The following is a 25,904-nucleotide window of genomic DNA, read 5'->3' on the forward strand; positions in this document are numbered from 1 at the left end:
CAGCCGAGCCGGGACGAGGGCTCAGGAACGGGTGAAGTACCACTCGTGGTTGTTGAGATTCTCCGGTGCGCACGGCCAGATGATCAGATCGCGCGTCTGGTCATCCGGCCCGTACGAGTCCAGACAGGTGTTGTTGCTGGCGAAGTTGCGGATCCAGAACCGGCCGTCCGCCTGCTTGTCCAGCCACCACAGCTGGTTGTCGCCGGTCGTGCCGTCGCACGGGAACTCCGTCACCTTGGTGGCGTTCCCCGCGGCCCCGTGATCCGGCAGGTCGAGGCACATGCCGTCCATGACGTTGCGGATCTGGAACAGGGGAACCCCGCCCGGACCGGCGCTGTCGTACCTCTTCTCCACGTTCCACAGCTGGTTGTCGTCGGGGTTGCTGTTGCAGGTCGACTGGTGGATCGGGCCGTCGGGGTTGCCGCTGGTGAAGCCGGGGACGTCGACGCAGGTGCCGTTGGTGTTGTTCTTGATCAGCACCCGGGTCAGCACGGCCGGCAGATTGCTGGGGGCCTTCTTGCGCACGGAGGTCTTCTTCTTCTCCTCCTCCTTGGCCGTGGGGGAGGAGCTGGGCGGTGACGGGTCCGCGGCCTTCTCCTTCGCCGGGGAGGGGGACTCCTTCTCCTTTTCCTCCTCCTTCTTCTTCTCGGGCTTGCTCTTCTTGGGAGACGGGGATTCGGCGACGAACTCGCCCGCCCGGCCCCCGTCGTCGTCCAGCACGGTGTCGGCGGAGCTGGAGGAGGCCACCTTCTTGCTCTCGTCGTCGTCCTTGCCGGTGGCCATGATGAGCAGCGGCACGGCCACGAGGATGGCCCCGGCCATGGCGGCGCCGGCGAGGAGGGGCTTCTTCGGGCGGCCGGAGAGGCCGCCGTCCGCGTCGGGGGAGTCGCCACCGGGGCCGATGGTCGTGGCGGCGGCGGCCGCGGCGGCCCCGTCGGGCCGTCCGTCGGCGCCGGACACCGTGGCGACCCTGCCCCAGCCACGGCGGGGCTTCGGGGCGGGGGCGCTCTCCTCCGACCGGGCGCTGTCCTCCGACCGGCCTTCCGATTCCGCCTTCTTACCGCTCACGGTCTCGGCTTCGGTCTCGGCCTCGGGATCGGGATCGACCTCGGGATCGGTCTCGGGCTCGGGATCGGCCTCGTCGTGGCCGTCCGTGGGCGCTGAGGCGGAGGAGGAGGCGGCTCGCGCGGCGGTGGTGGTGCCGGCGGATGTCTTCTTGCCGGTGAGGTGTTCCTCGACGGTCGCCGCGTCGGGCGAGTCGTCACTCTCACCGGCGGCGGAACCAGCGGCCTTGCCGGTGGCCTCGGCGGTGGCCTCGGCGGTGGCGGACGATTCGCCGGAAGCGGACGCGGACGCGGAACCGCGTGGCGAAGGCGACTCCGGCTCGGGCGACGCGAAGAACGCCGCGGCCGGCTGGCCGCTGGACGTCGAGTCGTCACCGGTCCGGTGCTGATCGGACATGAGCTTCTCCTCGTGGCCACCGGACCCGGGTCCGGTGGCGGTGGGGGCTTGACGGGGGATGTGATGGCAGAGGGGACGGGATGGCCGGGCGCTCACCGGCCCGGACATCGCGCCGGAACCAGGAGCGGGCTCAACGGCCCTGGTCCGGCGACGGATGGCGGATCCGGTCCTGGTCCGACACCGGTGCCATCGGGCCCGCCGCGCGAAGTTGCCGGGCGAGCCGCTCCGGGTCGGTGTCTTCCCGGGCTGCCAGCTCGCGGGCGAGCGCGGCGTGCAGCAGTTGTCTGGAGGACGGGGTGAGCGTACCCAACACGACTTCGCGGGCCAGCTCGGGGAAGCGGTAGCGCCCGGTGTCACGCTGGCCGGGGTCCGTGTCCCAGACCAGGACACGGGCGGTGACGGCGGCGTCGATCAGCGGCAGCAGCCGGTCCCGCGCCATGCCCTGGACATCGGCGAGCAACCCGATGTCCAGGTGCGGGCCGTCGGCGGCGGCGTAGGTGAGCATCGTCCTCGCGGGGGCGGGCAGTTCGGCGAGCCGCGCCTGGACGACGCTGCGCACGGCGGCCGGCACCTGCGCCGCGGCTCCCACGCGCCGCTCCGGCGGCAGCTTCAGCAACTCCCCGAGCGTGAAGGGGTTGCCCTCGCCGCGCCGGTGCAGCGCCGCGGCCTCCTCGGCGGAGGAGCGCTCGCCGCGGGCGGCGAGCAACTCGCCCACATCCGCGGCGGACAGCGGCTCCAGGTGCAGCCGGGTGGCGCCGTGGCGGGCCAGCTCCGCGAGCAGCCCGCTGGCCGCGGGGTCGTCGGCGTTCCGCAGGGCGCACACCACGGCGACCGGGGCGTCGCGCAGCAGGGCGGTGAGCCGGCGCAGCAGGTCGTGGAAGTCCGGTGGCGCCCAGTCGAGGTCGTCGACGACGCACAGTGCTGGGCCCCGGTTGAGTTCCCGTACGAGTTCGGCGAGCCGGTCCTCGTCGGGCCGGGTCTCGGCGGGGGTGTCGTCGGTGCCGGTGCCGGGCCGCTTCCGGCGCAGTGCGTCCAGGAGCTGGGCGGCGGGGCACACCAGGGAGATGCCGTGGCTCTCGCTGAGCGCCTGGCCGCCGCTGGCCCGCGCCACGGCGAACCCGGCCTGCTCGGCCCAGGCGGACACCTGGTCCAGCAGCCGCGTCTTGCCGGACCCCGGCTCCCCCGAGACCACGGCCCACTGACCGCGCCCCGCGCCCGCGGCGCGCAACACGGCGGCGAGGCGCGCGCTCTCCTCGGACCTGCCCACCAACGGGGCGTCGGCGGGACCGGCTTCGGCGCCGGGCAGGGTGGCGGAGGTCAGGGTGACCGCGGGTCCGGTCGAGTGGGGCTCGCCGAGGACCCGGGTGTCGTGCCGCAGGATGGCGGTGTGCAGATCCGACAGTCCGGGGCTGGGGTCGAGGCCGAGCTCCTGGGCCAGAAACGTGCGGAACCGCTCGTACTGCCGGAGCGCCTCGACGGACCGCCCCGCCCCGTACAGCGCGCGCATCAGCAGCGCCCATGAGGACTCGCGGAGCGGGGCGCCGATGGTGAGTCCCTCGGCGACGCCGATGGCGCGCTCCAGGTCGCCCTGTTTGATGAGGATGGTGGCCTGGAGCTCGATGGCGTCCTGTCGCGCGGTGTTGAGCCGGGCCGTCTCGCGCGCCGCGAAGTCGAGTTCGGCGGTCTCGCCGAGCGCCTCGCCGCGCCACAGGCCCAGCGCCCCCTCTATCTCCTTGCGCGCGACGTCGAGTTGGCCTCGTCGCATGGTGTCCCGGGCCCGTGTCACGGACTCCTCGAAGCGGGTGGTGTCACGCGCCTCGCGGGGCACCTTCAGGGCGTACCCGGCGGGGCCGTTGACCAGCAGCGTGGACCGGCCGCCCCGCACGGGCTCCAGCACCGAGCGCAGTCTGCTGATGTGCGCGCGTACGGAGGAGACGGCCCCGGTCGGCTGGGAGCCCTGCCATACGTCCAGGCAGAGTTGGCGCAGGGAGACCGGCCGGCCGTCCTCGATGAGCAGTCGTATCAGCAGCACCCGTCGCTGCCGTGGCCCCAGGGCCAGCGCCGTGCCGTCCCGTGTCACCTCTACCGGGCCCAGCAGGCTGTACCACGTGGAGTGATCGTGCACCGAGATCCTTCCCTGCCAGCACGCGTTGGGTCCTCCCTCGGCCCGCGCGCGGCAGGGGACGAGGGAAAGGGCTGCCGTGCGGGGTGAGTTGTCCGACAGGGACCGGATGGCCCTCTGGGTGTCTCCACCACAGGGCGCAGGCGACAAGCCCAGGTACTCCGCCTGCGACGCTATAGAGGCACTTTGGGCAGGTCCAGGTTCATCGGGGCAGCGAGTTTTGGTCTTTCGGGCAGCGCCGCGCGGCCGTCGCCGCGCGAAGGGCGCCGGAGGCGGGGCCGTGGCGGGGGCGCCCCGGCGATCACTTTCGCCGCGCTGTTTCCGAGTGTTTCCCTAGCGTTTTTGTCGTATGGGTTACCGGCGGTATCGAAGCGATAAAGAAGGATTTGAGTACGCGGGCGTCGATGTCGGCTGGCGTATGATCAAAACCGGAATCGCGTGGTCCGTTTCGCGGTGGACAGAGGGAGTACATTGGGCGCCTCTTTAGAGCCGGTGGATCCCCGGTCGGCGACGACGGACTCCCGGCGCAGAATCTCGGTCGTCGTCCACGCGCGGGATCCGATCTCCCGTGAGGGGGCGATCGGCCAGCTGCGGCACCACCCCGAGATCGTCCTCCTCGACAAGTCGGACGCCCGGGCGGGCGATGTGGTCATGCTGCTCACCGACTCGATCGACGCGGCCACGCTCGCCGGTCTGCGCCGATTCGTCCATGACGCCGGGCTGCGCGTGGTCCTGGTCGCGAGCCTGATCCGCCGGGCCGAGCTGCTCGATGTGATCGAGTGCGGTGTCGGGGTCATCGTCTGGCGCCGCGAGGCCACCGGACACCGACTGCTCCAGGCGGTCCTCGCGGCCTCCCGCGGCGACGGCGACCTCCCCGCCGATCTGATCGGCCAACTGGTCAGTCAGGTCGGTGCGCTGCGGCCGGGCACGCTCGGCCGGCCCGGGGGCCGGCCGCTCGGTCTGACCCCGCGTGAGACCGATGTCCTGCGGCTGGTCGCGGAGGGGCTGGGCACCGGAGAGATCGCCGCCAAGCTCTCGTACTCGGAACGGACCGTGAAGAACGTCATCCAGGGCCTGACGACCCGCCTGGGCCTGCGCAACCGCGCCCACGCGGTGGCGTACGCCCTGCGGGAGGGCTACATCTCCTGACGAAGGCCGCGAACCCCTCCGGCCGCGTCCGTCCTCGTCCCGGTGCGTCGAGCGGGGACGCGGGTCACCGAGCGGCGGTCACCAACTGCTCTTGGTCACCCCGGGGAGTTCGCCCGCGTGCGCCAGTTCGCGCAGGCGGATCCGGGACAGGCCGAAGGCGCGCAGATGGCCGCGGGGGCGGCCGTCGATGGCGTCGCGGTTGCGCACCCGGGTGGCGCTGGCGTCGCGTGGCTGACGGCGCAGTTCCCGCTGGGCCGTGGCGCGTTCCCCGTCGGAGCTGCCGGGGGCGGCGATGATCGCCTTCAGCTCGGCGCGGCGCCCGGCGTAACGGGCCACGATCGCGCGGCGCCGCTCATTCTTGGCGATCTTGCTCTTCTTCGCCATCAGACCTTCCCTCCCCTGGCGCGGATGCGGGCCACGGCGGCCTCGACGCCGATCGCGTCGACGGTCTTGACGCCCTTGGCGCTCAGGGTGAGCCGGACATGACGGCCCTCGCTCGGCAGCCAGTAGCGCTTGCGCTGGATGTTGGGGTCGAACCGGCGCTTGGTGCGGCGGTGTGAGTGGGAGACGTGGTTGCCGAAGCCGGGTCGCCGGCCGGTGAGTTGGCAGTGGGCGGACATGGTCCCTCTCGCTCTCGTGGGGTGCTGACGGTGGCACCCTAGCCGCTTATGAAAATGAAAACCAACTCCATGTATGCTGTCGGGCATGGCACGGAACGAACTACGCCCGATCATCAAGCTGCGGTCCACCGCCGGCACCGGCTACACCTATGTGACCCGCAAGAACCGCCGTAACGACCCCGACCGGATGACCCTGCGCAAGTACGACCCGATCGCCGGCCGCCACGTCGACTTCCGCGAGGAGCGCTGACCGCCATGAAGCCCGGCATCCATCCCGAGTACCGGCCGGTCGTCTTCCGCGACCGGGCCGCCGACTTCGCCTTCCTCACCCGCTCCACGGCGACCAGCGACAGGACCGTCGTCTGGGAGGACGGCAACACCTACCCGGTCATCGACGTAGAGATCTCCTCGGCGAGCCACCCCTTCTACACCGGCAACCAGCGGGTCGTGGACACGGCGGGCCGCGTCGAGCGCTTCGAGCGGCGCTACGGACGCGGACGGGGGAACCGATGAGCGGGACCGAGGCGCGGCTCGCCGTCGCGATCGTGGGCGGGCTGCACGCCGACGCCCGGCGCGCCGCCGTCCGGGAGATCCTGCGCACGGTGCCAGGCTCCGTCGCGCTGCACCACGACCTGTCGTCCGCCGCCGACGGCGCCGTGCGCCGCACCGTACGAGACGGCCGAGGCCTGCTCGGCGTGGGCGACGCGCCCCTGGTGAACGACTGCGCGTGCTGCGCCCTGCGCGAGGACCTGGTCCCCGAACTGCTGCGGCTGGCCGACGGCGGCGGCCACCGGCTGGCCGTCGTCGAGCTGTGGGACTCCGTCGAGCCCCAGGCCATGGCCGCGGTCATCGCCGCCGAGGGCGAGCCCCTGGAGCTGACCGGGGTGGCCACCGCGGTCGACCCGGCCCTCCTCGTGCCCTGCCTCACGGACGGCGCCGACCTCGCCGAGGCCGGTCTCGCCGCCGCGCCGCGCGATCAGCGCACCATCGCCGACACCTTTGCCCGGCAGCTCGAATACCCCACGGTGATCGCCGTGTTCGAGGGCGGCGCGGCCGACCGGCCCTCGGACGACGGCGACCACGCGCTGCTCGCCCAGCTCACGCCCGGCGCCCGACAGGTGCGTACGGACGAGGCGGCGCTGGGCTCCGCCCTGCTGGCCGGGTTCGATGTGGCGGCGGCCGCCGCCCGGCAGCATCCGGCGTGCGCGCTGCTGCCGCAGGAGCACGACGAACACGGGGTGACCACCGTGGTCTGGCGGCGCGAACGGCCCTTCCACCCGGGCCGGCTCTACGCGGCGCTGGAGGACCTGACCTGCGCCGCCGCCCGCAGCCGCGGACGCTTCTGGCTGGCCGACCGCCCCGACACACTGCTGTCGTGGGACGCGGCGGGCGGCGCGCTGTGCGTGGAGTCGGCCGGACCCTGGATGGCCGCGCTGCCCGCGGCGGCCTGGGAGACGGTGCCCGCCGAGCGCCGGGTCGCCGCCGCGCTGGACTGGCACCCATGGCACGGCGACCGCCGCCAGCACCTCACCTTCACCTCGCCCGGCCTCGACCGCGACGGCCTGCTGACCCTGCTCGACTCGTGTCTGCTCACCGACGACGAGTACGGGGCGGGGCCGGACGGCTTGCTCGACCCGGTGGCCTGAGCACCCACCGGCTCTCGCGGAAAGGACCCGATCGCAGGGGGTGCCGTTGCCGCGGTCAGACCAGCGCCTCGTGGACGAAGCACCACCGCCAGTCCTCACCCGGCTCCATCGGCTCCATGATCGGGTGCTCCTCGGCGAACGCGTGGGCGCGGGCGTGCCTGAGCGGTGAGGAGTCGCAGCAGCCGACGTGGCCGCAGGTGAGGCAGAGCCGCAGATGCACCCAGGGGGTCCCGAGACGCAGGCACTCCTCGCAGCCCTCGGGGGTGCGGGCGGTGACATCGCGGATCATGGAGAGATGCGGGTCCCGCTCTGTGGCCATGTCGTTCGCTCTTTCTGTCGTGACGTCGTCTCCTGCGGGTTCATCCTGCCCTGCCCGCTCCCGCGAGCTCCGGCTGCCGGTAGGTGACCACCAGCTCCCCGTGCTGGGCGTCGACGCGCACCGTCGCGCCGTCCTGGACGTCCCCGCTCAACAGGGCGCGCCCGATGAGGGTTTCGACCTCGTGGGAGATGAAGCGGCGCAGCGGCCGCGCCCCGTACACGGGGTCGTAGCCCTCGTGGGCGATGACCTGCCGGCCGGCCTCGGTGAGCTCGACGCTGATCCGGCGCTCGGCGAGGCGCTGCCGCAACTCCTCGAACTGGAGATCCACGATCCGCTCGATCTGGGGCTCGCCGAGCGGCTTGAACAGCACGATGTCGTCGACCCGGTTGAGGAACTCGGGGCGGAAGTGCGCGCGCAGCTCGCTCATCACCAGGCCGCGGGCGTCCGGCTTGAGCTCTCCCTCGGAGGTGACGCCGTCGAGGAGGTACACGGACCCGATGTTGGAGGTCATGATGAGGATGGTGTTGCGGAAGTCGACCACCCGGCCCTGGGCGTCGGTGATCCGCCCGTCGTCGAGCACCTGGAGCAGGGTGTTGAAGACGTCGGTGTGCGCCTTCTCGACCTCGTCGAGCAGCACCACCGAGTAGGGCTTGCGGCGCACCGCCTCGGTGAGCTGGCCGCCCTCCTCGTAGCCGACGTATCCGGGCGGCGCGCCGAGCAGCCGGCTGACGGTGTGCCGCTCCTGGTACTCGCTCATGTCGAGGCGGACCATGTTCTCCTCGGTGTCGAACAGGGTCGCGGCCAGCGTCTTGGCCAGTTCGGTCTTGCCGACGCCGGTGGGGCCGAGGAAGATGAACGACCCGATCGGCCGGCGCGGGTCCCGGATCCCCGAGCGGGCCCGGATGATGGCGTCGGCGACCGCCTTGGTCGCCTCGTCCTGGCCGATGACCCGCTCCCGCAGGATCTCGTCCAGCCGCAGCAGCTTCTCCCGTTCGCCCTCCTTGAGCCGGGAGACGGGGATGCCGGTCCAGGCGGAGACGATGTCGGCGATCTCGTCCTCGGTGACGACCTCGCGCAGCAGCCGGTGGCGGCCCTGCTTGGCGGCCAGCTGCTCCTCCTCGGCGGCCAGCCGGCGCTCCAGCTCCTGGAGCCTGCCGTAGCGCAGTTCGGCGGCGCGGTTGAGGTCGTAGTCGCGCTCCGCCTCCTCGGCCTCGCGGCGCACCTCCTCCAGCTCCTTGCGCAGCGCCTGGACCCGGCGGATGGACTGCCGCTCGGCCTCCCACTGGGCGTGTTTGGCGTCCGCGTCGGCGCGCAGGTCGGCGAGTTCCCGGCGCAGCTCCGCCAGCCGCGCCGCGCTGGCCGGGTCGGTCTCCTTGGACAGCGCCGCCTCCTCGATCTCCAGCCGGGTGACCCGGCGGGTGATCTCGTCCAGCTCGGCGGGCATGGAGTCGATCTCGGTGCGCAGCCGGGCGCATGCCTCGTCGACGAGGTCGATGGCCTTGTCCGGCAGGAACCGGTCGCTGATGTAGCGGTGGCTCAGGGTGGCGGCGGAGACCAGGGCGGTGTCCTGGATCTTGACGCCGTGGAAAACCTCCAGACGTTCCCGCAGACCGCGCAGGATCGAGATGGTGTCCTCCACGGACGGCTCGTCCACCAGCACCTGCTGGAAGCGGCGCTCCAGCGCGGCGTCCTTCTCGATGTGCTTGCGGTACTCGTCGAGGGTGGTGGCGCCGATCATGTGCAGCTCGCCGCGGGCCAGCATGGGCTTGAGCATGTTCCCCGCGTCCATGGCGCCCTCGGCCGCCCCGGCGCCGACCACGGTGTGCAGCTCGTCGACGAACAGCAGGATCCTGCCCGAGGCGGCCTTGACCTCGCTGAGCACGGCCTTCAGCCGCTCCTCGAACTCCCCGCGGTACTTCGCCCCGGCCACCAGGGACCCCATGTCGAGGGCGAAGATGGTCTTGTCGCGCAGCCCTTCGGGCACGTCCCCGCGCACGATGCGCTGGGCCAGGCCCTCGACGATGGCGGTCTTGCCGACCCCGGGGTCGCCGATGAGCACCGGGTTGTTCTTCGACTTGCGGCTGAGGATCTGGATGACCCGGCGGATCTCGGCGTCCCGGCCGATGACCGGGTCCAGCTTGCCCGTGCGGGCCTCGGCCACCAGGTCACGGCCGTATTTCTCCAGGGCCTCGTACGCCACCTCGGGGTTGGCGGAGGTGACCCGCTGGCTGCCGCGGACCTGGGTGAGGGCGTTCAGGAACGCCTCCTTGGTGACGCCGTGCTCCTTGAGCACCCGCCCGGCCGGGGTGGCGGCCCCCTCGTCGGTGAGCGCCAGGACGAGGTGTTCCACCGAGACGTACTCGTCCTTGAGCCGCTTGGCCTCCTGCTCGGCGGTGTCCAGCAGCCTGGCCAGGCGCTGGGTGATGAAGACCTGCCCGGGGGCGGCGCCGGGGCCGGTGACCTTCGGCCTGCGGGCCAGGTCGGCCTCCAGCATGGTGCGCAGCGTCGCGGGGTCGGCGCCCACCTGGTCGACCAGCCGGGGCACCAGCCCCTCGGGCTGGTCGAGGAGCGCCAGCAGCAGGTGTTCGCCGTCGACCTCGGTCTGGCCGAGCCGCAGGGCCCTGGTCTGGGCGTCCTGGACGGCTTCCTGGGACTTCTGGGTGAGGCGGTTCATGTCCATGGGGGTTCATCACTCCTCGCGCCGCCGCGGCGCAGCGCGGCCTCGAGCCGGCCGATGCGGTCGAGCAGGTCGAGCACCAGGCCGATGGATGCGTAGTTCAGACACAGCCCGGTGCGCAGCCGCTCCACACGGGCCAGCGTCGCCGGGGCGGCCTCGGGGAACACCAGCCGTCCCGCCGCGTCACGCTCGGCCTCGACCAGGCCGAGGGCGACGAAGCGCCGGACCAGTTCGGGGTGGAGCCCGGCGCGGCTGGCCACGGTCTCCAGGGTGAGCCGGCGCGCGGGCACCAGCGCGTACTGGACGGAGGCCACGGGCGCGGACCGCGCGGCCGCCCGCTCCTTCGGCGCGTGGGTGTTCATGGCGCGCTCCTGGGGTCGAAGGAGGAGGTGGCGGCGAGCTCTTCGAACAGCTCGCGCTCCCGGTCGGTGGGGTGGGGCGGCACCATGACGCGGATCTCGGCGTAGAGATGGCCGCTCTGGCCGCCGGGGTTCGGCAAACCCTCGCCGCGCAGCCGCAGCCGGCGGCCGCTGGAGGACCCGCCGGGGACCGACACCTTCGCCGTGCCGCCCGGGGTGGGCACGGGGACGGTCGCGCCGAGCGCCGCCTCCCAGGGCGTCACCGGGAGCGTGACGTGGACGTTCCGGCCGTCCAGCCGGAACCGCGGATGGGGCTGGATCCGCACCCGCAGATACAGGTCCCCGGCGGGGGCGTCACCGCTGCCGCGGCCGCCCTGCCCGGCAAGCCGGACGCGCTGCCCGTCGGTGACGCCCGCGGGGACATCGACCTGGTAGCCGCGCTGCCCCGAGGGGCCGGCCAGGGTGACGGTGCGGCGGCCGCCGCGGTAGGCGTCCTCCACGGTGAGCGGCAGCTCGGCCTCCTGGTCGGCCCCGGGCACACGGACGCGCCCGGCTCCGGGCCGTGCGCCGCCGCCGCCGAAGAACGCGCCGAACAGGTCCTCGAAGTCGGCGCCCGCGCCCTGGGCGTCCTCGCCGAAGCCACGGACGAACCGCACCCGGCCGCCGTCCCCCGAGGTCGTCCAGGACCGGAAGCCGCCACCGGCGCCACCCCCGGCTCCGGCGCCGACCCGCTCCTCCCAGTCCTCCGGGATCTTGCGGAAGTCCTCGCCGAACCGGTCGTAGCGGGCCCGGGTGCCGGGGTCGGAGAGCACGCTGTAGGCCTCGTTGAGCTCCTTGAACCGCTCCTCGGCCGCGGGGTCCTTGTTGACGTCCGGGTGGTGCTTGCGGGCCAGACTGCGGTACGCCTGCTGGATCTCCTCGGGGCTCGCGCCCCGCGAGACCCCCAGCACCTCGTAGTAGTCCCGTGCCATGGCCGGTCACCCCCGCCTGGCCACGGTGACGGCCACCGGCCGCAGTTGGTTGCCGGTGTCCCCGTAACCGGGGCGCAGCACCTGGACCACCGTCCCCGGCTCCGCCTCGGGGTCGTCGACCACCCCCACCACCTCGTGGCGGGCCGGGTCGAACGGCACCCCCGTCTCGGCCCGCCGCTCGTAGCCGAGCCGGGCGAGGGCGTCCACGGCCTGGTCGCGCACGGCCCTGACGCCTTCCACGATGGTGCCGGGGTCGGCCTCGGCGTGGGAGAGGGCGAGTTCGAGGTTGTCGATGACGGGCAGCAGCGCCGCGGCCGTACGGGCCCGCTCGGCGGCCCGCTCCCGCTCCATCTCCCTGGCCTGGCGCTTGCGCAGATTGTCCAGGTCGGCCAGGGCGCGGCGCCACCGGTCCTCGAGCTCCGCCAGGGCCGCGGCTTGCTCGGCGGCCTCGGCCTCGGCTGCGGCGTCGTCGGCGGCGAGTGCGGGGCCGCCGGCGGCGTCCGGGCCGGGCCCCTCCCCACCCCGCGCCTCGGCGGCGCCCGGAGCGGGAAGGTCCTGGCCGGGCTCCGGCACGGCGCCCTCGGGCACCGGGTCGGGCTGCTGCGGACGGTGGGACATGGCGGCCGCCTACCCCTTGTCGAACTCGGCGTCGACGACGTCCTCGTCGTCTCCACCGGGCCGGGCCTGTCCGGCCCCCGCGCCCGTGTCCGGCCCCGGGCCCGCTCCCGCGCCCGCCGTCGCATGCGCGGCCAGGCCCGCGTGGACCTGCTGGAGCTCGGAGCTCAGCGGCCTGGTCCGGTCCACGCCGGCCTCGTTCCTGACCGCCTCGCGGGCATCGCCCACCAGCATCTCGGCGCGCGCCTTCTCATGGGAGGGCGCCGCGTCGCCCAGCTCGGCGAGGCGCTTCTCGACCTGGTACGCGATCGCGTCCAGCTCGTTGCGGGCGTCCACGGCCTCGCGCAGCGCCTGGTCCTCGCCCCGGTTGCGCTCGGCCTCCTGGACCATGCGGTCCACCTCGCCGCGGTCGAGGTTGCCGGTCTCGCTGATGGTGATGGACTGTTCCTTGCCGGTGTCGCGGTCGCGGGCGGTGACGTTGAGGATGCCGTTGGCGTCGATGTCGAAGACGACCTCGATCTGCGGCTCGCCGCGCGGCGCCGGGCGGATGTCGGTCAGCTGGAAGCGGCCGAGCCCCCGGTTGTCCGCGGCCCGCTCCCGCTCGCCCTGGAGCACCACGATGTCGACGGCCTGCTGGCTGTCCTCGGCCGTGGAGAAGGTCTCGGTGCGGCGCACCGGGATCGTGGTGTTCCGCTCGATGATCTTCGTCATGACGCCCCCGCGGGTCTCCACGCCCAGCGACAGCGGGGTGACATCCAGCAGCAGCACGTCCTTGACCTCGCCCTTGAGCACCCCGGCCTGGATCGCCGCGCCCAGCGCCACGACCTCGTCGGGGTTCACGCTCATATTGGGCTCCTTGCCGCCGGTCAGCCGGCGCACCAGGGCCTGCACCGCGGGCATCCGGGTCGAGCCGCCGACCAGGATCACCTCGTCGATGTCCGTCCCGCCGACCTTGGCGTCGGCCATGGCCTGCTCGACCGGGCCGAGGCACCGCTCCACCAGATCGGCCGTGATCTGCTCGAAGGTGGACCGCATGACCGACTCGGTCAGATGCTTGGGCCCCGCGGCGTCGGCGGTGATGAACGGCAGGTTGACCTGCGTCTGCGTCACCGAACTCAGCTCGGTCTTCGCCTTCTCCGCGGCCTCGAAGAGCCGCTGGAGCGCCTGCGGGTCCCGGCGCAGGTCGATGCCGTCGGTCTGCTGGAACTTGTCGGCGAGGTGGTCGACGAGCCGGCGGTCGAAGTCGTCGCCGCCCAGGTGGCTGTCGCCCGCGGTGGAGCGGACCTCCACCACGCCGTCCCCGACGTCCAGGACGGACACGTCGAAGGTGCCGCCGCCCAGGTCGAACACGAGCACCGTCTCGTGCTGCTTCTTGTCCATGCCGTACGCCAGGGCGGCCGCGGTGGGCTCGTTGATGATCCGCAGCACCTCCAGGCCCGCGATCCGGCCCGCGTCCTTGGTCGCCGTGCGCTGGGCGTCGTTGAAGTAGGCGGGCACCGTGATGACCGCCTCGGTGACCCGTTCCCCCAGCTGCTTCGCGGCGTCGTCGGCGAGCTTGCGCAGTACCAGGGCGCTGATCTCCTCGGGGGAGTACAGCTTGTCGCGCACGTTGAAGCGCGCGACACCGCCCTCGCCGCCGACGACGTCATAGGCCACGGCCTTGGCCTCGTCCGACACCTCGTCGTAGTGCCGGCCGACGAAGCGCTTGGCCGAGTAGATGGTGCCCTTGGGGTTGAGGATCGCCTGGCGCCTGGCCAGCTGGCCCACCAGCCGCTCGCCGGTGTCGGTGAAGGCCACCACGGACGGGGTCGTGCGACTGCCTTCCGAGCTGGGCACGACCGCCGCCTCGCCGCCTTCCCACGCCGCGATCACCGAGTTGGTGGTGCCCAGATCGATTCCGACTGCCTTGGCCATGAGGAACTCCTTCGCGAGGCGGCGGCACCGCGCGTAGCGCACAACCGCGGAACGAACCCGTCTTCCGGCGCCGACGCGCCCAGCCTGGCAAAACGGGGCCCCGGCCCGCCTGCGCCTGCGGGGCCCAAAAACCACGCTTAGGGTGGACCTGCGGGTACAGGCGGAGCGCGGCCGCAGCGGTGACCGCCCCGCCCGGCGGGTACCCGCGAGTCCGGACTCGTTCTCTTCCGAACGCGGGCGGAGCGACGGCATGACCTCAACAGCCTTCACCCGGGACGAGCGCGGGGCTCGGGACCGTTCCCTGAGTCCCCGGGCGCGGGGGCTGCTGCTCTGCTCCACCGCCATGTTCGACAGCCGGGACGAGACGGAGATCCTGCACCGGGCGATGGCGCAGGTCGCGGCCCTCGGGCCGGGGCGGGCCGAGGCCGGGTTCCTCGTGGTCGGCGGCGCGCTGACCCGCTGCCACGACGACGGGGCCGCCGGGGCCGACGGCATCGCGGCCGCCGCCCTCGACGAGCGGGTCCGGGAACTGGGCGGGCGGGACGGGCCGGTGCGCCTCCCCGGGCAGGCCTGGGGCTGGGCGTACGCGCTGCGCGAACCGGGCGGTCTGCGCGGGCAGCTCGTGGTGAGCTCGGGGGTGCCGCCCGGCGAGGACGACCGCTTCTGGCTCACCGTGCTGGCCCGGCAGACCGCGGCGGCCCTGGCCGGCGCGGCCGCGCACCGGCGGGAGCGGGAGCGGGCGGCCGAGCTGCGCCGGGCGCGGGCCGAGCAGCAGGCCGTCCGGGAGCGGCTGGAGTCCTCGCGGTCCGACCTCGAACACGAGCGAGGGGTCCTCGACACCCTCCGCCGGGCGGCCCTGCACGGAGACGGCGAGGCGGGCATCGCGGAGGCGCTGCACAAGATCACCGGGCTGGCGGCGGGCGTCGAGGACCGGTTCGGCAATCCGCGGGCCTGGGCGGGGCCCGGGCGCCCGGACCCGTATCCCCGGCCCGACCCGGCCCGCCACGAGGAGCTGCTGCGGGACACCGCCAGGTGCGGGCGCCCGGTGCGGGTCAGGGAGCGCCTGCTCGCGGTCGCCGCCCCGCAGGGCGAGGTGCTGGGCGCGCTGTTCCTGATCGACCCCGGGGAGCGGGCCGACGAGCGCGCCCGGCTCGCCCTCGGCCACGCCACGGCGTCGCTCGCCCTGGAACTGGCGCACCAGCGCACCCTGGCGGAGGTGGAGCTGCGGCTGCGGCGCGATCTGGTGGAGGACCTGCTGGCCGGCACGGACGACGCGAGCGCCTACGCCCGCGCCCAGGCGCTCGGCCACGATCTGCACGGGCCGCACTATGTGGTCGCGGTGCGGTGGGCGGAGCGGGCGGCCGACGCCTCCTTCGCCGCCGCCGTCGACCGGTCGGCGGCTGCCGTGGGCCTGCGGTCGCTGCTCGCCCGCCGGTCGGGCGCGGTGGTCCTGGTGGCCGACGGCAGGCCGGCCGGAGACGATCTGCACGCCGCGCTGAGCCGGGAGGCCGGGACGCCGGGCGGGGCCGTCGGCGTGGGCGCCCGCTGTGACTCCCCGGGCGAGATCCCGCGTTCCTACCGGGAGGCGCTGCGGGCGCTGGAGGTGCGGCGGCGCTCGCCCACCGCGTACGGCACGACCTTCTTCGAGGACCTGGGCCTCTACCGGATCCTGCGGGCCGGCAACGACTACCAGGAGGTCGAGGGTTTCGTCCGGGAGTGGCTGGGGCCGCTGCTCGACTACGACTCCGCGCACCGGACGGACCTGGTGCCGACCCTCTCCCAGTACTTCGACTGCGGCGGCAACTACAGCCGGACCGCGGCGGCGCTCGTCGTGCACCGCAGCACCCTGCGCTACCGGCTCCAGCGGATCCGGGAGATCAGCGGTTCCGACCTCAGCAACGTCGAAACCCGGCTGAATCTCCAGGTGGCCACCCGGGTCTGGAAGATCATGAGGACCTGCCCGGACTGAGCTCCGGCCGGGGCCGAACCGCCGGCCATGCCCCCTCGCGCAACACGAGACGGCCCTTCGGGCCTGCCGATTCACCCTATTGACACGCGGCTGAAACGCCACCAGTATCTAGAGCACCGAGATTCATTAGTGAATATTTATTCGCAAGGGCCTCCTCCTCAGGCCCTGTTCCTGGTCCGGGCCCCCTGCCGCCGCTCCGATCGACGCCGCAGGCGCCCCGCCGCTCCGAACGCTCCGAACGCTCCCAACGCTCCGAAGAGTCAGCGATCAAGGACACTCACATGCTCAGCACAGACCCCGAGGGTGCCGCCCGGTTCCGGGCACGGCGCCGACGCGTCGCCGAAGACGATCCGGTGGGCCATCTCGACGACCTCCGGCGTCTGTCGACCGACGTGCGCCGCAGCATCGTCCAGATGATCGACCACGCGCAGCTCGGCCACATCGGCGGCGACCTGTCGGTGACCGACATCCTGGTGACCCTGTTCGGCGGAGTCCTGGACGTCGACCCCGAGCAGCCGCGCAGGCCCGACCGCGACCGGTTCATCCTCAGCAAGGGCCACTGCGCGGCGGCCCTGTACGCCACGCTCGCCCACAGCGGTTTCTTCCCGCTCTCCGAGCTGGACACCTTCATGGCCCCCCTCTCGCCGCTCAACGGCCACCCGAACCGCAGAAAGGTGCCGGGTGTGGAGACGAACACCGGGCCGCTCGGACACGGGTTCCCCGTCGGTGTCGGCTGTGCCCTGGCGGCCAGGCTGTCGGGCTCCTCGTACCGCACCTACGTCGTCCTCGGGGACGGCGAGTTGCAGGAGGGCAGCAACTGGGAGGCCGCGATGACCGCCGCCCACTACTCCCTCGGCTCCCTCACGGCGATCGTCGACCGCAACCGCCTTCAGCAGGGCGCCCGCACCGAGGACACCAAGCGACTGGAGCCGCTCGCCGACAAATGGACCAGCTTCGGGTGGGAGGCGCGCGAGGTCGACGGCCATGACCACGCGCAACTGCTGTCCGCCCTGCGCCCCTCCACCACCGGCAGGCCGGTCGCCGTGGTGGCCCGCACCATCAAGGGGAAGGGCGTGTCGTTCATCGAGGACCGCGTGGAATGGCACCACAAGGTCCCCGACGCCGCACAGGTTCACGCCGCGCTGGAGGAGCTCAGCCGATGACCGCCGAACTCATGCCCGACACCACGCGGACCTACGACTGCCGGCAGGCGTTCGCGGACGAACTCATCGCCATGGCCGCCGAGGACGAGCGGATCGTCGCCGTCTGCAACGACTCCGTCGGCTCCAGCAACCTCGTCCGCTTCCGCGAGCTCTACCCCGAGCGCCTCATCAACGTCGGGATCGCCGAGCAGGACCTCGTCGGTGTCGGCGCCGGGCTCGCCATCGGCGGGTTCATCCCCTTCGTCAGCGCCGCGGGCCCGTTTCTCACCGGCCGGGCCACCGAGCAGATCAAGACCGACGCCGCCTACAACGGACTCCCGGTGGTGCTGTGCGGCCAGAGCCCCGGCATGGCCTACGGGGAGCTGGGGCCGACCCACCACTCGATCGAGGACCTGGCGTGGATGCGGGCCATCGCCGACCTGACCGTCGTGGTGCCCGCCGACCCGGCCCAGACCCGCGCCGCCGTGCGCTGGGCGGCCGCGCAGGACGGCCCCACCTATCTGCGCATCCCGCGGTTCAAGGTCCCCTCGGTCACCCCCGACGGCGCGCCGTTCGAACTGGGCCGCAGCGTCCAGCTCACCGACGGCTCCGACATCACCGTCATGGCCGTGGGGACGATGGTCTCCCGGGCCCTGGCCGCGGCCGAGACGCTGCGGGCCGAGGGCATCGGGGTGCGGGTGCTGAACATGACCTTCGTCGAACCGCTGGACGTCGAAGCGGTCCTGCGGGCGGCCCGGGAGACCCGGGGCATCGTCACCGCCGAGGAGGCGACCACCACGGGCGGCCTCGGCGCCGCGGTGGCCGGCGTGGTGGCGCAGAACCACCCCGTGCCCATGCGGATCCTGGGCGTGAACCGGGAGTTCGCGCCGACCGGAAGCGCCGCCTTCCTGCTGGAACACTTCGGGCTGACCGCCGACGGCATCGCGGCCGCCGTGCGCGAGCTGATGGCCATGAACCCCGGTGGGGCGCATGAGCACGGCTGAGCCGCTCGTCCTGGCCGTGGACCAGGGCACCAGCGCGACCAAGGCGATCCTGGTCGACGTGCGCGGAGACATCGTCGCGCACGGGTCCGCGCCCGTCGCCCTGTCCACCCCCGCGCCCGGCTGGGTGGAGCAGTCGGCCGAGGACATCTGGGAGAGCTGCCGTCTGGCGGTCGCCCGGTGTCTGGACGGCCAGGACGCCGGGCGGGTCGCCGCCGTCGGCCTCAGCACCCAGCGCGAGTCGCTGCTCCTGTGGGAGCGGGCCACCGGGACCCCGCTGAGCCCGCTGCTGAGCTGGCTGGACAAGCGCACGGCCCAGAGCCCCGCCCTGCTGCGGGCCGTGGACTCCGCCCGGACGGTCCGTGACATCAGCGGCCTGCCGCTGGACCCGATGTTCTCGGCGCCGAAGGCCGCCTGGCTCCTGGACCACCACGACCCCGAGCGCCGGCGCAGCCGCCGCGGTGAACTCTGCCTGGGCACGGTGGACTCCTGGCTGCTGTACAAGCTGGGTGGCGAACACCTCATCGAGGTGGGCAACGCCGCCCGCACCCAACTGCTCGACGTGCGCCGCCTCACCTGGGACGAGCGGCTCATGGAACTGTTCGACGTGCCGCCGGAGGTGCTGCCCCGCGTGGTGTCCTCGCAGGGGCCGTTTCCCACCGCGGGCGGCCTGGGGCCGCTGCCGGACGGCGTCCCCGTCACCGCGGTCCTCGGCGACTCGCACGCGGCGCTGTTCGCACACGCCGGATGGCAGCGCGGCACGGTCAAGGCGACCTACGGCACCGGCTCCTCGGTCATGGCGCTCACCTCGCCCGACACCCCCCTGTCCACCGGGATGTGCCTGACCGTCGCCTGGGACGTCGACGGCCCGGCCTGGGCCGTGGAGGGCAACATCCGCTCCACCGGGGCCACCCTGACCTGGCTGGCCGGGCTCCTCGGCACCGACCCGTCCGCGCTGGCCACCCTGGCCGCGGACAGCAGCGACGGCGTGGTCATCGTCCCGGCCTTCGGCGGGCTCGGCGCGCCCTGGTGGGACGACGAGGCCGTCGGCCTGATCAGCGGCGTCACGCTGGGCACCGGCGCCCCGCACCTCGCGCGGGCCGCGCTGGAGTCGATCGCCTTCCAGGTCGAGGACGTGGTGGCGGCGGTCGAAGAGGACATCGGCCCCGTGGTCCGGCTGCTCGCGGACGGCGGCCCCACCGACAACCCGCTGCTGATGCAGTTGCAGGCGGACACCAGCGGCCGCGCGGTCGAACGCGCCCGGGCCCGCGACCTGTCGGCCCTGGGCGCCGCCCATCTGGCAGGGCTCGGCGGCGGCGTGTGGAGCAGGGCCGACCTGGAACGGCTGAACCGCCCGAGAGACCTCTACACACCGGCCGAGGACGCCGACAGCAGGGCGGCCCGCCGCGCGCACTGGCACACCACGGTGCGGCGCGCACGCCTCCGGGCCGCCGCGGCCCCACAGAACACCTCGCACCCTTCGGACGCCGGAGAGAAAGCATCATGAACAAGTCCAGCCGATTCGAAGGAAAGAGCGTCGTCGTCACGGGAGCGGCCCGTGGCATCGGCCGCGGGATCGCCGCGCGGTTCGCCGCGGAGGGCGCCGGTGTCCTGATGGTGGACGCGTCGCCGGCCGTCGAGGAGGCGGCCGAGGAAGTGGCGGCCGAGAGCCCGTCGGGCCGTGTGCTCGGCGTCCGCGCCGATGTGACCTCCGCCGACGACGTGGCCCGCGCCTTCGCGCTCGCCGAAACGACCTGGGGACGCCTGGACGTCCTGGTGAACAACGCGGGTGTCATCACCATCAGCCGTCTCGAGGACCTGACCCTCGACGACTGGCAGAAGGTCCTCGCCGTCAACACCACCGGTGTGTTCCTGTGTGCCCAGGCCGCCGCCGGGATCATGCGACGGCAGGGACACGGAGGGCGCATCCTCAACGCCGCCTCGGGCCAGGCCCGCCAGGGCTTCATCTATACGCCGCACTACGCGGCCAGCAAATTCGGGGTCGTGGGGCTGACCCAGAGCCTGGCGAAGGAGCTGGCCGGGGACCGGATCACGGTGAACGCCTACTGCCCCGGCATCGTCGGCAGCGAGATGTGGGACTACAACGACCGGGAGTGGGGCCGGCTGCTCGGCGGCTACGGGCCGGGCGAGCTGATGGACGAGTGGGTCGCGGGCATCCCGCTGGGGCGCGCCGGCACCCATGACGACGTCGCCAACCTGCTGCTGTTCCTGGCCTCCGAGGAGGCCGGGTACATCACCGGCCAGACGATCAACGTCGACGGCGGGATGTTCATGAACTAGCGCGCGACCTGGCACGACGACCACGTCGCTCGCCGGACACGCGGTCCATGACGCCCCTCTCGAGTCGGATATTAGAGAAATGTCAATACTCGGAGGTATTGATGAGTGCAACCAGCGACGCCGCGACGCCCGTTGACGCCCAACCGGGCGAACGGCGCCTGCGGGTACCGTCCTGGGCGACGGAACTGCTCACCGGATCACGAGGGCCCGCCCTCGGCCTGCTGGCCATGTGCGTCGTCTTCTACATAGCGACGCCGTACTTCCTGACCCAGAACAACCTGCTCAACATCGTCGACCAGACGGCGATCCTGGGGCTGCTCGCCCTCGGCATGACCGCGGTGATCGTCACGGGAGGCATCGATCTGTCGGTCGGCGCGGTGCTCGCCCTGGCGACCATGGTGCTCGGCTGGCTCTCCCACGACCAGGGGTGGCCGCTGTGGCTGAGCGCCATCGTCGCCACCGGCGTCGGGGGAGCGTGCGGACTGGCCAACGGGCTGGGCATCACGTTCACCAGACTCCCGCCGTTCATCGCCACCCTGGCGATGATGTCCGTCGCCCGCGGCCTGGCCAACGTCATCACCGACGGACAGCAGATCGTCGGCTTCCCCGACTGGTTCGGCAACCTCTCCACCACCCGCTACCTCGGCATCTTCACCTTCACCACCTTCGTGCTTGTCGTGCTGTACGCGGCGGGGTGGGCGTATATGCGCTACCGGTCCGGCGGGCGAGAGCTGTACGCGATCGGCGGCAGCTCCGAGGTCGCCAGGCTCGCCGGGATCAGCGTGCGGAAGCGGACGGTGCTCGTCTACACCGTGACCGGTCTGCTCGCCGGCGCGGCGGGGGTCTTCCTCGCGATGCGCCTGGACTCCTCCCAGCCGAGCGCCGCTACCGGCTACGAGCTCGACACGATCGCCGCCGTCGTGATCGGAGGCGCCAGCCTCAGCGGCGGCGTCGGCTCCATCAGCGGAACGCTCTTCGGCGTCCTGATCATCGGAGTCCTGCGCAACGGTCTGAATCTGCTCGGGGTTTCCCCGTTCGTCCAGCAGATCGTCATCGGCGTGGTGATCGCGCTGGCCGTCATGCTCGACGTGCTGCGCCGACGCGATTCGCGCTGACCACCACAGGTCCTTCTTCTCCTTCTTCCGTCCTCAGCCCATCTCCTCTTGTTTCAGCAACCACCTCCCCCGAGTCGCCGGGATCCGTTCCCGAAGGAGCAGTTCTCATGAAGACCCCACGTGTGATCGCCACCGGTGTCGTGGCCGCCCTCGCGCTCGGCGCCGCCGCCTGCGGACGCGGCGAGGACGCCGGAGCGAAGACCGCCGACGGCAAGCCGGTGACCATCGGCCTGGCCGTGGCCAACCTCCAGGCCGACTTCTTCAACCAGATCAAGCAGTCCGTCGAGGCCGAGGCCAAGAAGAAGGGCATCAAGGTCATCGTCTCCGACGCCCGCGGTGACGCGGCCACCCAGGTGAACCAGATCCAGGACTTCATCAGCCGCCAGGTCAGCGCCATCATCTACATCCCGGCCGGGGCCACGGCGGCCGGTGTGCCGGTGAAGGCGGCGAACCGTGCGCACATCCCCGTCGTCACGGTCGACCGCAACCCGCCGGACGTGCCGGGCGAGTCGTTCATCGCCACCGACAGCGTGGCCGCCGCCAAAACACTCGGCGAGTGGGTGAGCAAGCAGAAGGGCGGCAAGGGCCAACTCGCCGTACTTCAGGGCCAGATCGGCACCACGCCCCAGGTGGACCGGCAGAAGGGGTTCGGGCAGGCGCTCGCCGAGTCGCCCGGCATCAAGGTGGTCTCCCAGCAGTCCGCCGACTGGGCGCAGGACAAGGCGTACTCGGTCGCCCAGGACATGCTCCAGGCGCACCCCGGCATCGACATCATGTGGGGCCAGGCCGACGCGATGGCGCTCGGCGCCGCGCAGGCAGCCAAGGGCGCCGGCGGGAAGAAGCGGCTGATCGTGGGCTTCGACGGCGACTTCGCGGGCATCAAGGCCGTCCGCAAGGGCACCATCGACGCCACCATGGTCCAGCAGACCCAGAAGATGGGCCGGATGGCCGTGGACACCGCGCTGGACATCCTGGACAAGAAGAAGGTCCCGGCCACGCAGCTCCAGCCCGCCTACCTCCTCACCAAGGCCGACACGGCCAAGGCCGACCAGTACCTCAAGAGCCACCCCTGAGCGCGGCAAGGAACCCGAAAGGCAGGACCTCGCCATGACGAACGTCGGCCGGCCCCCGGAGGACGGGACCCACCAGGGTCTGGTGGTCCGGGGAGTGTCCAAGCGCTTCGGCGTGACCCAGGCCCTCGACCGGATCGACCTCGATGTGCGCCCTGGTGAAGTGGTGGCCCTCCTCGGCGAGAACGGCGCGGGCAAGTCCACGCTGTCCAACATCGTCGCCGGGTCGTTCCCCTCCGACACCGGCCATATGCTCTGGCGGGGACGGCCCTACGAGCCGAAGTCGCCCGGGGACGCCATCAGCCACGGCATCGGCCTCATCCACCAGGAGATGCGTCTGCTCCCGGACCTGACGGTCGCCGAGAACGTCTTCCTCGGCCGGCTGCTGGTCCGCGGCGGGCGCATCGACCGGGCCGAGATGAACCGGCGGGCGGCGGAGCAGCTGCGGCGGCTCGGCCTGGACATCGCGCCCACCCGGCTGGTGCGCACGCTGCGGGTCGCGGCGCAGCAGCAGGTCGAGATCGCCAAGGCGCTCACCCTCGACGCGAAACTCCTGATCCTCGACGAGCCGACGGCCGCGCTCGGCAGCGAGGAGACCGACCATCTCTTCGAGCGCATCGACGCCCTCCGCCGCGAAGGCGTGTCGTTCATCTATGTGAGCCACCGGCTCGAGGAGATCGCCCGGATCTGTGACCGCATCGTGGTGACGCGGGACGGACAGCGCGTCGCCGCCCACGCGACCGCCCAGGTGCCCGTGACACGGCTGGTCGAGGAGATGGTGGGGCGCAGCGTCGAGCGCATCTTCCCGGACACCGGGGCCCCCGGGCGGCGCGAGGTCCTCACCGTCCGGGGCCTCACCAACCCGTCGTTCCGGGACGTGTCCTTCGGCGTGCGCGAGGGCGAGGTGTTCGGCATCGCGGGCATCGTCGGGGCCGGCCGCACCGAACTCGTGCGGGCCGTGGCCGGCGTCGACCCGGTGGCCGCGGGAACGGTGTCGGTGGAGGGACGGGTCCTGCGGCTGCGCGGGCCCCGGGACGCCATCGAGGCGGGCGTCGCCCTGGTACCCGAGGACCGCAAGGGCCAGGGAGCCGTGCTCGACCTGTCGATCGGTGACAATGTGGCGCTGCCGAACCTCGACCGGGTGGCCCGCCGCGGCTGGCTGACACCCCGGCGCGTCACCGAGGTCGCCACCGCCGCCATCAAGCTGATGACCGTGAAGGGGCGGGCCGAGCAGCCCGTACGGACGCTCTCCGGCGGCAACCAGCAGAAGGTCGTCATCGCCAAGTGGCTGGAGCGAAAACCGAAGGTGGTCATCCTCGACGAGCCCACCCGCGGTATCGACGTCGGGGCGCGCGCCGCCATCTACGAGGTCATCGCGGACCTGGCCAGGTCCGGCATGGCGGTCGTCGTGGTCAGCTCCGACCTCGACGAGGTGCTGGGCCTCTCCCACCGGGTGCTCGTCCTCAGCCGGGGGCGGCAACAGGGCATCCTGCCCGCGGAGGAGGCGACGGACGTCGCCGTCATGCGCCTCGCCACGGCATGATGCATCGGGAGCCGCCGGCACGCCTCGCGGCGGCTCCCGACGCCCGATGGGCCTGCCTGAAAGGACACGATGGACCCCCGCAGCAGCACCGGTCAGCCGGTGAACCGCCGCACCACCCGCATGGCGACGGCCGATGAGCAACTGCGCCTGATGACACGGGTCGCACGCCTGTACCACGAACAGGGCATGCGGCAGGCGCAGATCGTCGAGGAACTCCACATCTCCCAGGCGCGTGTCTCCCGGCTGCTCGCCCAGGCGGCCAAGGTCGGCATCGTCCGCACCATCGTGGTGCCGCCGGAAGGCGTCTTCGCGGACCTCGAGGAGACGATCGCGAGCCGCTACGGGCTGCGCGACGTCGTGGTCGTCGACGTCGAGGGAGAAGGGGACGAGGTCATCCCGGCCCTCGGGGCGGCGACCGCCGTCTACCTCGAGACCACGCTCCTGGAGGGCGACCGGCTCGGCATCTCGTCCTGGAGCGCCACGCTGCTCGCCGCCGTCGAGGCCATGCGGTCCCGCCCCGGCAAGCGGTCCCTGGAGGAGGTCGTCCAGCTGATGGGCGGCGTGGGCGACCCGCAGGTCCAGATCCAGGCGACCCGCCTGATGGGGCGGCTCGCCGAGACGACCGGCGCCGAACCGGTCTTCATGTCGGCCCCCGGCGTCGTCGCGAGCCCCGCGGTCCGCGACGCCATACTCGCCGACCCCAAGGTCAGCAGCGTCGCCGACGCCTGGAAACACCTCACCATCGCGGTCGTGGGCATCGGCAGCCTCGAACCGTCGCCGCTGCTGCGCCGCAGCGGCAACATCTTCTCGCTCGAAGACCAGGAGCGGCTCCGCGACCTCGGCGCCGTGGGCGACATCTGTCTGCACTTCTTCGACGAGAACGGCACGCTGCTCGACACCGAACTCAACGACCGCGTCATCGGCATCGACCCCGACGCCTACCGAGCCGTCCCGCGCCGCATCGCGGTGGCCGGCGGCGACCGCAAGTACGCCGCCATCAACGCGGCGGTGAGCGGCGGCTGGGTCGATGTCCTGATCACCGACCTGGGCATCGCCCGACGGCTCGCCGGCTGACCGGGGACACCACTCCGCGGCCGCCGCGGGCGAGGCCACAGCTGTTACGCACAATGGAGGAAGAACCCATGGCCGCACCTTCTTTCCGGATCGACGACCGCGTCGCCATCGTCACGGGAGCCGGCAGTGGCATCGGCCGCCGGTTGGCGATCGGGCTCGCCGAGATGGGAGCGCACGTCGGGTGCCTGGACCTGCCGGGGAGCGATCTGGCCGGCACCGTGGCGGCCGTCGAGGAGACCGGACGGCGGGCGGTCGCCCTCCCCGCCGACGTCACACGGTCCGACGAACTCACCGAAGCGGTGGCCGCGGTGGAACGCGACCTCGGGCCGCTGCGGCTGGCCGTCAACGCCGCGGGCATCGCCAACGCGGCCCCCGCCGAGGACATGCCCGTCGAACAGTGGAACAAGGTCATCGACGTGAACCTCACCGGCGTGTTCCTGTCCTGCCAGGCCGAGGCGCGCGCCATGCTCCGGGGCGGCGGCGGTTCCATCGTCAACATCGCCTCGATGTCCGGCACCATCGCCAACCGCGGACTGCTCCAGGCGCACTACAACGCCTCCAAGGCGGGCGTGATGCACGTGTCCAAGAGCCTGGCCACGGAGTGGTGCGACCGCGGGATCCGGGTGAACAGCGTCAGCCCCGGTTACACCGCCACCCCGATGAACCTGCGCGCCGAGGTCGCGGAGCGGGTCAGGCAGTTCGAGTCCGACACCCCGCTGGGGCGGATGGCCTCGGTCGACGAGATGGTCGGGCCCGTGGTGTTCCTGCTGAGCGACGCCGCGAGCTTTGTCACCGGCGCCGATCTCATCGTCGACGGAGGCGTGACCTGCTGGTAG

At 72.5% G+C, this 25,904-nt stretch carries 24 protein-coding genes; 14 read left to right on the forward strand and 10 right to left on the reverse strand.

Annotation, left to right across the window (positions count from 1 at the left end; all coding sequences use genetic code 11):
- Positions 1-21: 21 nt before the first annotated feature.
- Positions 22-1,461 carry an RICIN domain-containing protein gene (locus tag ABTY62_RS27840; RefSeq protein WP_352132143.1) on the reverse strand — a complete coding sequence of 480 codons (1,440 nt, stop codon included), beginning with the start codon at positions 1,459-1,461 and terminating at the stop codon, positions 22-24.
- A 130-nt stretch (positions 1,462-1,591) separates the two neighbouring features.
- Complete coding sequence (locus ABTY62_RS27845) at positions 1,592-3,586, reverse strand: ATP-binding protein (protein WP_352132144.1); 1,995 nt, start codon at positions 3,584-3,586, stop codon at positions 1,592-1,594.
- Positions 3,587-4,054: 468 nt separating this feature from the next.
- Here ABTY62_RS27845 and ABTY62_RS27850 point away from each other — a divergent pair, with 468 nt between their 5' ends.
- The gene (locus tag ABTY62_RS27850) at positions 4,055-4,732 is read left to right on the forward strand and encodes a helix-turn-helix transcriptional regulator (protein WP_352132145.1); all 678 of its coding nucleotides are present in this window, start codon (positions 4,055-4,057) and stop codon (positions 4,730-4,732) included.
- A 78-nt stretch (positions 4,733-4,810) separates the two neighbouring features.
- Here ABTY62_RS27850 and rpsN read toward each other — a convergent pair whose 3' ends face one another.
- The gene (gene rpsN / locus ABTY62_RS27855) at positions 4,811-5,116 is read right to left on the reverse strand and encodes a 30S ribosomal protein S14 (protein ID WP_352132146.1); all 306 of its coding nucleotides are present in this window, start codon (positions 5,114-5,116) and stop codon (positions 4,811-4,813) included.
- On the reverse strand, positions 5,116-5,352 hold the full coding sequence (gene rpmB / locus ABTY62_RS27860) for a 50S ribosomal protein L28 (protein WP_352132147.1): 237 nt from the start codon (positions 5,350-5,352) through the stop codon (positions 5,116-5,118). Before rpmB ends, rpsN begins: the two co-directional genes overlap by 1 nt.
- A gap of 85 nt (positions 5,353-5,437) precedes the next feature.
- On the opposite strand from rpmB, the gene rpmG reads away from it, so the two are divergent.
- From rpmG to ABTY62_RS27875, 3 genes are read left to right on the forward strand one after another with little or no spacing between them, the layout of a single operon-like run.
- A complete protein-coding gene (rpmG, locus tag ABTY62_RS27865; RefSeq protein ID WP_216346459.1) occupies positions 5,438-5,602 on the forward strand; it encodes a 50S ribosomal protein L33 in 165 nt (54 codons plus the stop codon).
- A 5-nt stretch (positions 5,603-5,607) separates the two neighbouring features.
- Positions 5,608-5,865, forward strand: a complete 258-nt coding sequence (locus ABTY62_RS27870) for a type B 50S ribosomal protein L31 (protein ID WP_352132148.1) — start codon at positions 5,608-5,610, stop codon at positions 5,863-5,865.
- Positions 5,862-6,998 (forward strand): CobW family GTP-binding protein, encoded by a 1,137-nt coding sequence (locus ABTY62_RS27875; protein ID WP_352132149.1) that lies wholly within the window; start codon positions 5,862-5,864, stop codon positions 6,996-6,998. Before ABTY62_RS27870 ends, ABTY62_RS27875 begins: the two co-directional genes overlap by 4 nt.
- A gap of 55 nt (positions 6,999-7,053) precedes the next feature.
- Here the strand turns inward: ABTY62_RS27875 and ABTY62_RS27880 are convergent, their stop codons facing one another.
- The 6 genes from ABTY62_RS27880 to dnaK are packed head-to-tail and all read right to left on the reverse strand — an operon-like array spanning position 7,054 to position 13,853.
- Positions 7,054-7,317 carry a UBP-type zinc finger domain-containing protein gene (locus ABTY62_RS27880; protein WP_311725541.1) on the reverse strand — a complete coding sequence of 88 codons (264 nt, stop codon included), beginning with the start codon at positions 7,315-7,317 and terminating at the stop codon, positions 7,054-7,056.
- 40 nt (positions 7,318-7,357) lie between these two features.
- Positions 7,358-9,997, reverse strand: a complete 2,640-nt coding sequence (gene clpB, locus ABTY62_RS27885; protein ID WP_352132150.1) for an ATP-dependent chaperone ClpB — start codon at positions 9,995-9,997, stop codon at positions 7,358-7,360.
- Positions 9,988-10,356 (reverse strand): chaperone modulator CbpM, encoded by a 369-nt coding sequence (locus ABTY62_RS27890; protein ID WP_352132151.1) that lies wholly within the window; start codon positions 10,354-10,356, stop codon positions 9,988-9,990. Before ABTY62_RS27890 ends, clpB begins: the two co-directional genes overlap by 10 nt.
- Complete coding sequence (locus ABTY62_RS27895) at positions 10,353-11,324, reverse strand: DnaJ C-terminal domain-containing protein (RefSeq protein WP_352132152.1); 972 nt, start codon at positions 11,322-11,324, stop codon at positions 10,353-10,355. The genes ABTY62_RS27890 and ABTY62_RS27895 overlap by 4 nt, the downstream gene beginning before the upstream one ends.
- 6 nt (positions 11,325-11,330) lie before the next feature.
- Positions 11,331-11,942 (reverse strand): nucleotide exchange factor GrpE, encoded by a 612-nt coding sequence (locus tag ABTY62_RS27900; protein ID WP_352132153.1) that lies wholly within the window; start codon positions 11,940-11,942, stop codon positions 11,331-11,333.
- Positions 11,943-11,951: 9 nt separating this feature from the next.
- Positions 11,952-13,853 carry a molecular chaperone DnaK gene (gene dnaK / locus ABTY62_RS27905; RefSeq protein ID WP_352132154.1) on the reverse strand — a complete coding sequence of 634 codons (1,902 nt, stop codon included), beginning with the start codon at positions 13,851-13,853 and terminating at the stop codon, positions 11,952-11,954.
- Between the two features lie 250 nt (positions 13,854-14,103).
- Between dnaK and ABTY62_RS27910 the strand changes: the two genes are divergently transcribed.
- The 10 genes from ABTY62_RS27910 (at position 14,104) to ABTY62_RS27955 (ending at position 25,904) form a co-directional block, all read left to right on the forward strand.
- Positions 14,104-15,822: a helix-turn-helix domain-containing protein gene (locus ABTY62_RS27910; protein ID WP_352132155.1), complete on the forward strand. Its 1,719-nt coding sequence runs from the start codon at positions 14,104-14,106 to the stop codon at positions 15,820-15,822.
- Positions 15,823-16,103: 281 nt separating this feature from the next.
- Positions 16,104-16,985 (forward strand): transketolase, encoded by an 882-nt coding sequence (locus ABTY62_RS27915; RefSeq protein WP_352132156.1) that lies wholly within the window; start codon positions 16,104-16,106, stop codon positions 16,983-16,985.
- Positions 16,982-17,968, forward strand: coding sequence for a transketolase family protein (locus ABTY62_RS27920; protein ID WP_352132157.1), 987 nt, complete (start codon positions 16,982-16,984; stop codon positions 17,966-17,968). The genes ABTY62_RS27915 and ABTY62_RS27920 overlap by 4 nt, the downstream gene beginning before the upstream one ends.
- Entirely contained in the window at positions 17,955-19,472 is a 1,518-nt protein-coding gene (locus tag ABTY62_RS27925) for an FGGY-family carbohydrate kinase (protein WP_352132158.1), read from the forward strand. Before ABTY62_RS27920 ends, ABTY62_RS27925 begins: the two co-directional genes overlap by 14 nt.
- Positions 19,469-20,266, forward strand: a complete 798-nt coding sequence (locus ABTY62_RS27930; protein ID WP_352132159.1) for a glucose 1-dehydrogenase — start codon at positions 19,469-19,471, stop codon at positions 20,264-20,266. Before ABTY62_RS27925 ends, ABTY62_RS27930 begins: the two co-directional genes overlap by 4 nt.
- 101 nt (positions 20,267-20,367) lie before the next feature.
- Positions 20,368-21,381, forward strand: coding sequence for an ABC transporter permease (locus tag ABTY62_RS27935; protein WP_352132160.1), 1,014 nt, complete (start codon positions 20,368-20,370; stop codon positions 21,379-21,381).
- Positions 21,382-21,488: 107 nt separating this feature from the next.
- Positions 21,489-22,454: a sugar ABC transporter substrate-binding protein gene (locus ABTY62_RS27940; RefSeq protein WP_352132161.1), complete on the forward strand. Its 966-nt coding sequence runs from the start codon at positions 21,489-21,491 to the stop codon at positions 22,452-22,454.
- A gap of 34 nt (positions 22,455-22,488) precedes the next feature.
- Positions 22,489-23,994: a sugar ABC transporter ATP-binding protein gene (locus ABTY62_RS27945; RefSeq protein ID WP_352132162.1), complete on the forward strand. Its 1,506-nt coding sequence runs from the start codon at positions 22,489-22,491 to the stop codon at positions 23,992-23,994.
- A 69-nt stretch (positions 23,995-24,063) separates the two neighbouring features.
- Entirely contained in the window at positions 24,064-25,068 is a 1,005-nt protein-coding gene (locus ABTY62_RS27950; protein WP_352132163.1) for a sugar-binding transcriptional regulator, read from the forward strand.
- Between the two features lie 68 nt (positions 25,069-25,136).
- Positions 25,137-25,904, forward strand: a complete 768-nt coding sequence (locus tag ABTY62_RS27955) for an SDR family oxidoreductase (RefSeq protein WP_352132164.1) — start codon at positions 25,137-25,139, stop codon at positions 25,902-25,904.

This window comes from Streptomyces sp. NPDC097640 (genome assembly GCF_040302705.1).
Classification (GTDB): domain Bacteria; phylum Actinomycetota; class Actinomycetes; order Streptomycetales; family Streptomycetaceae; genus Streptomyces.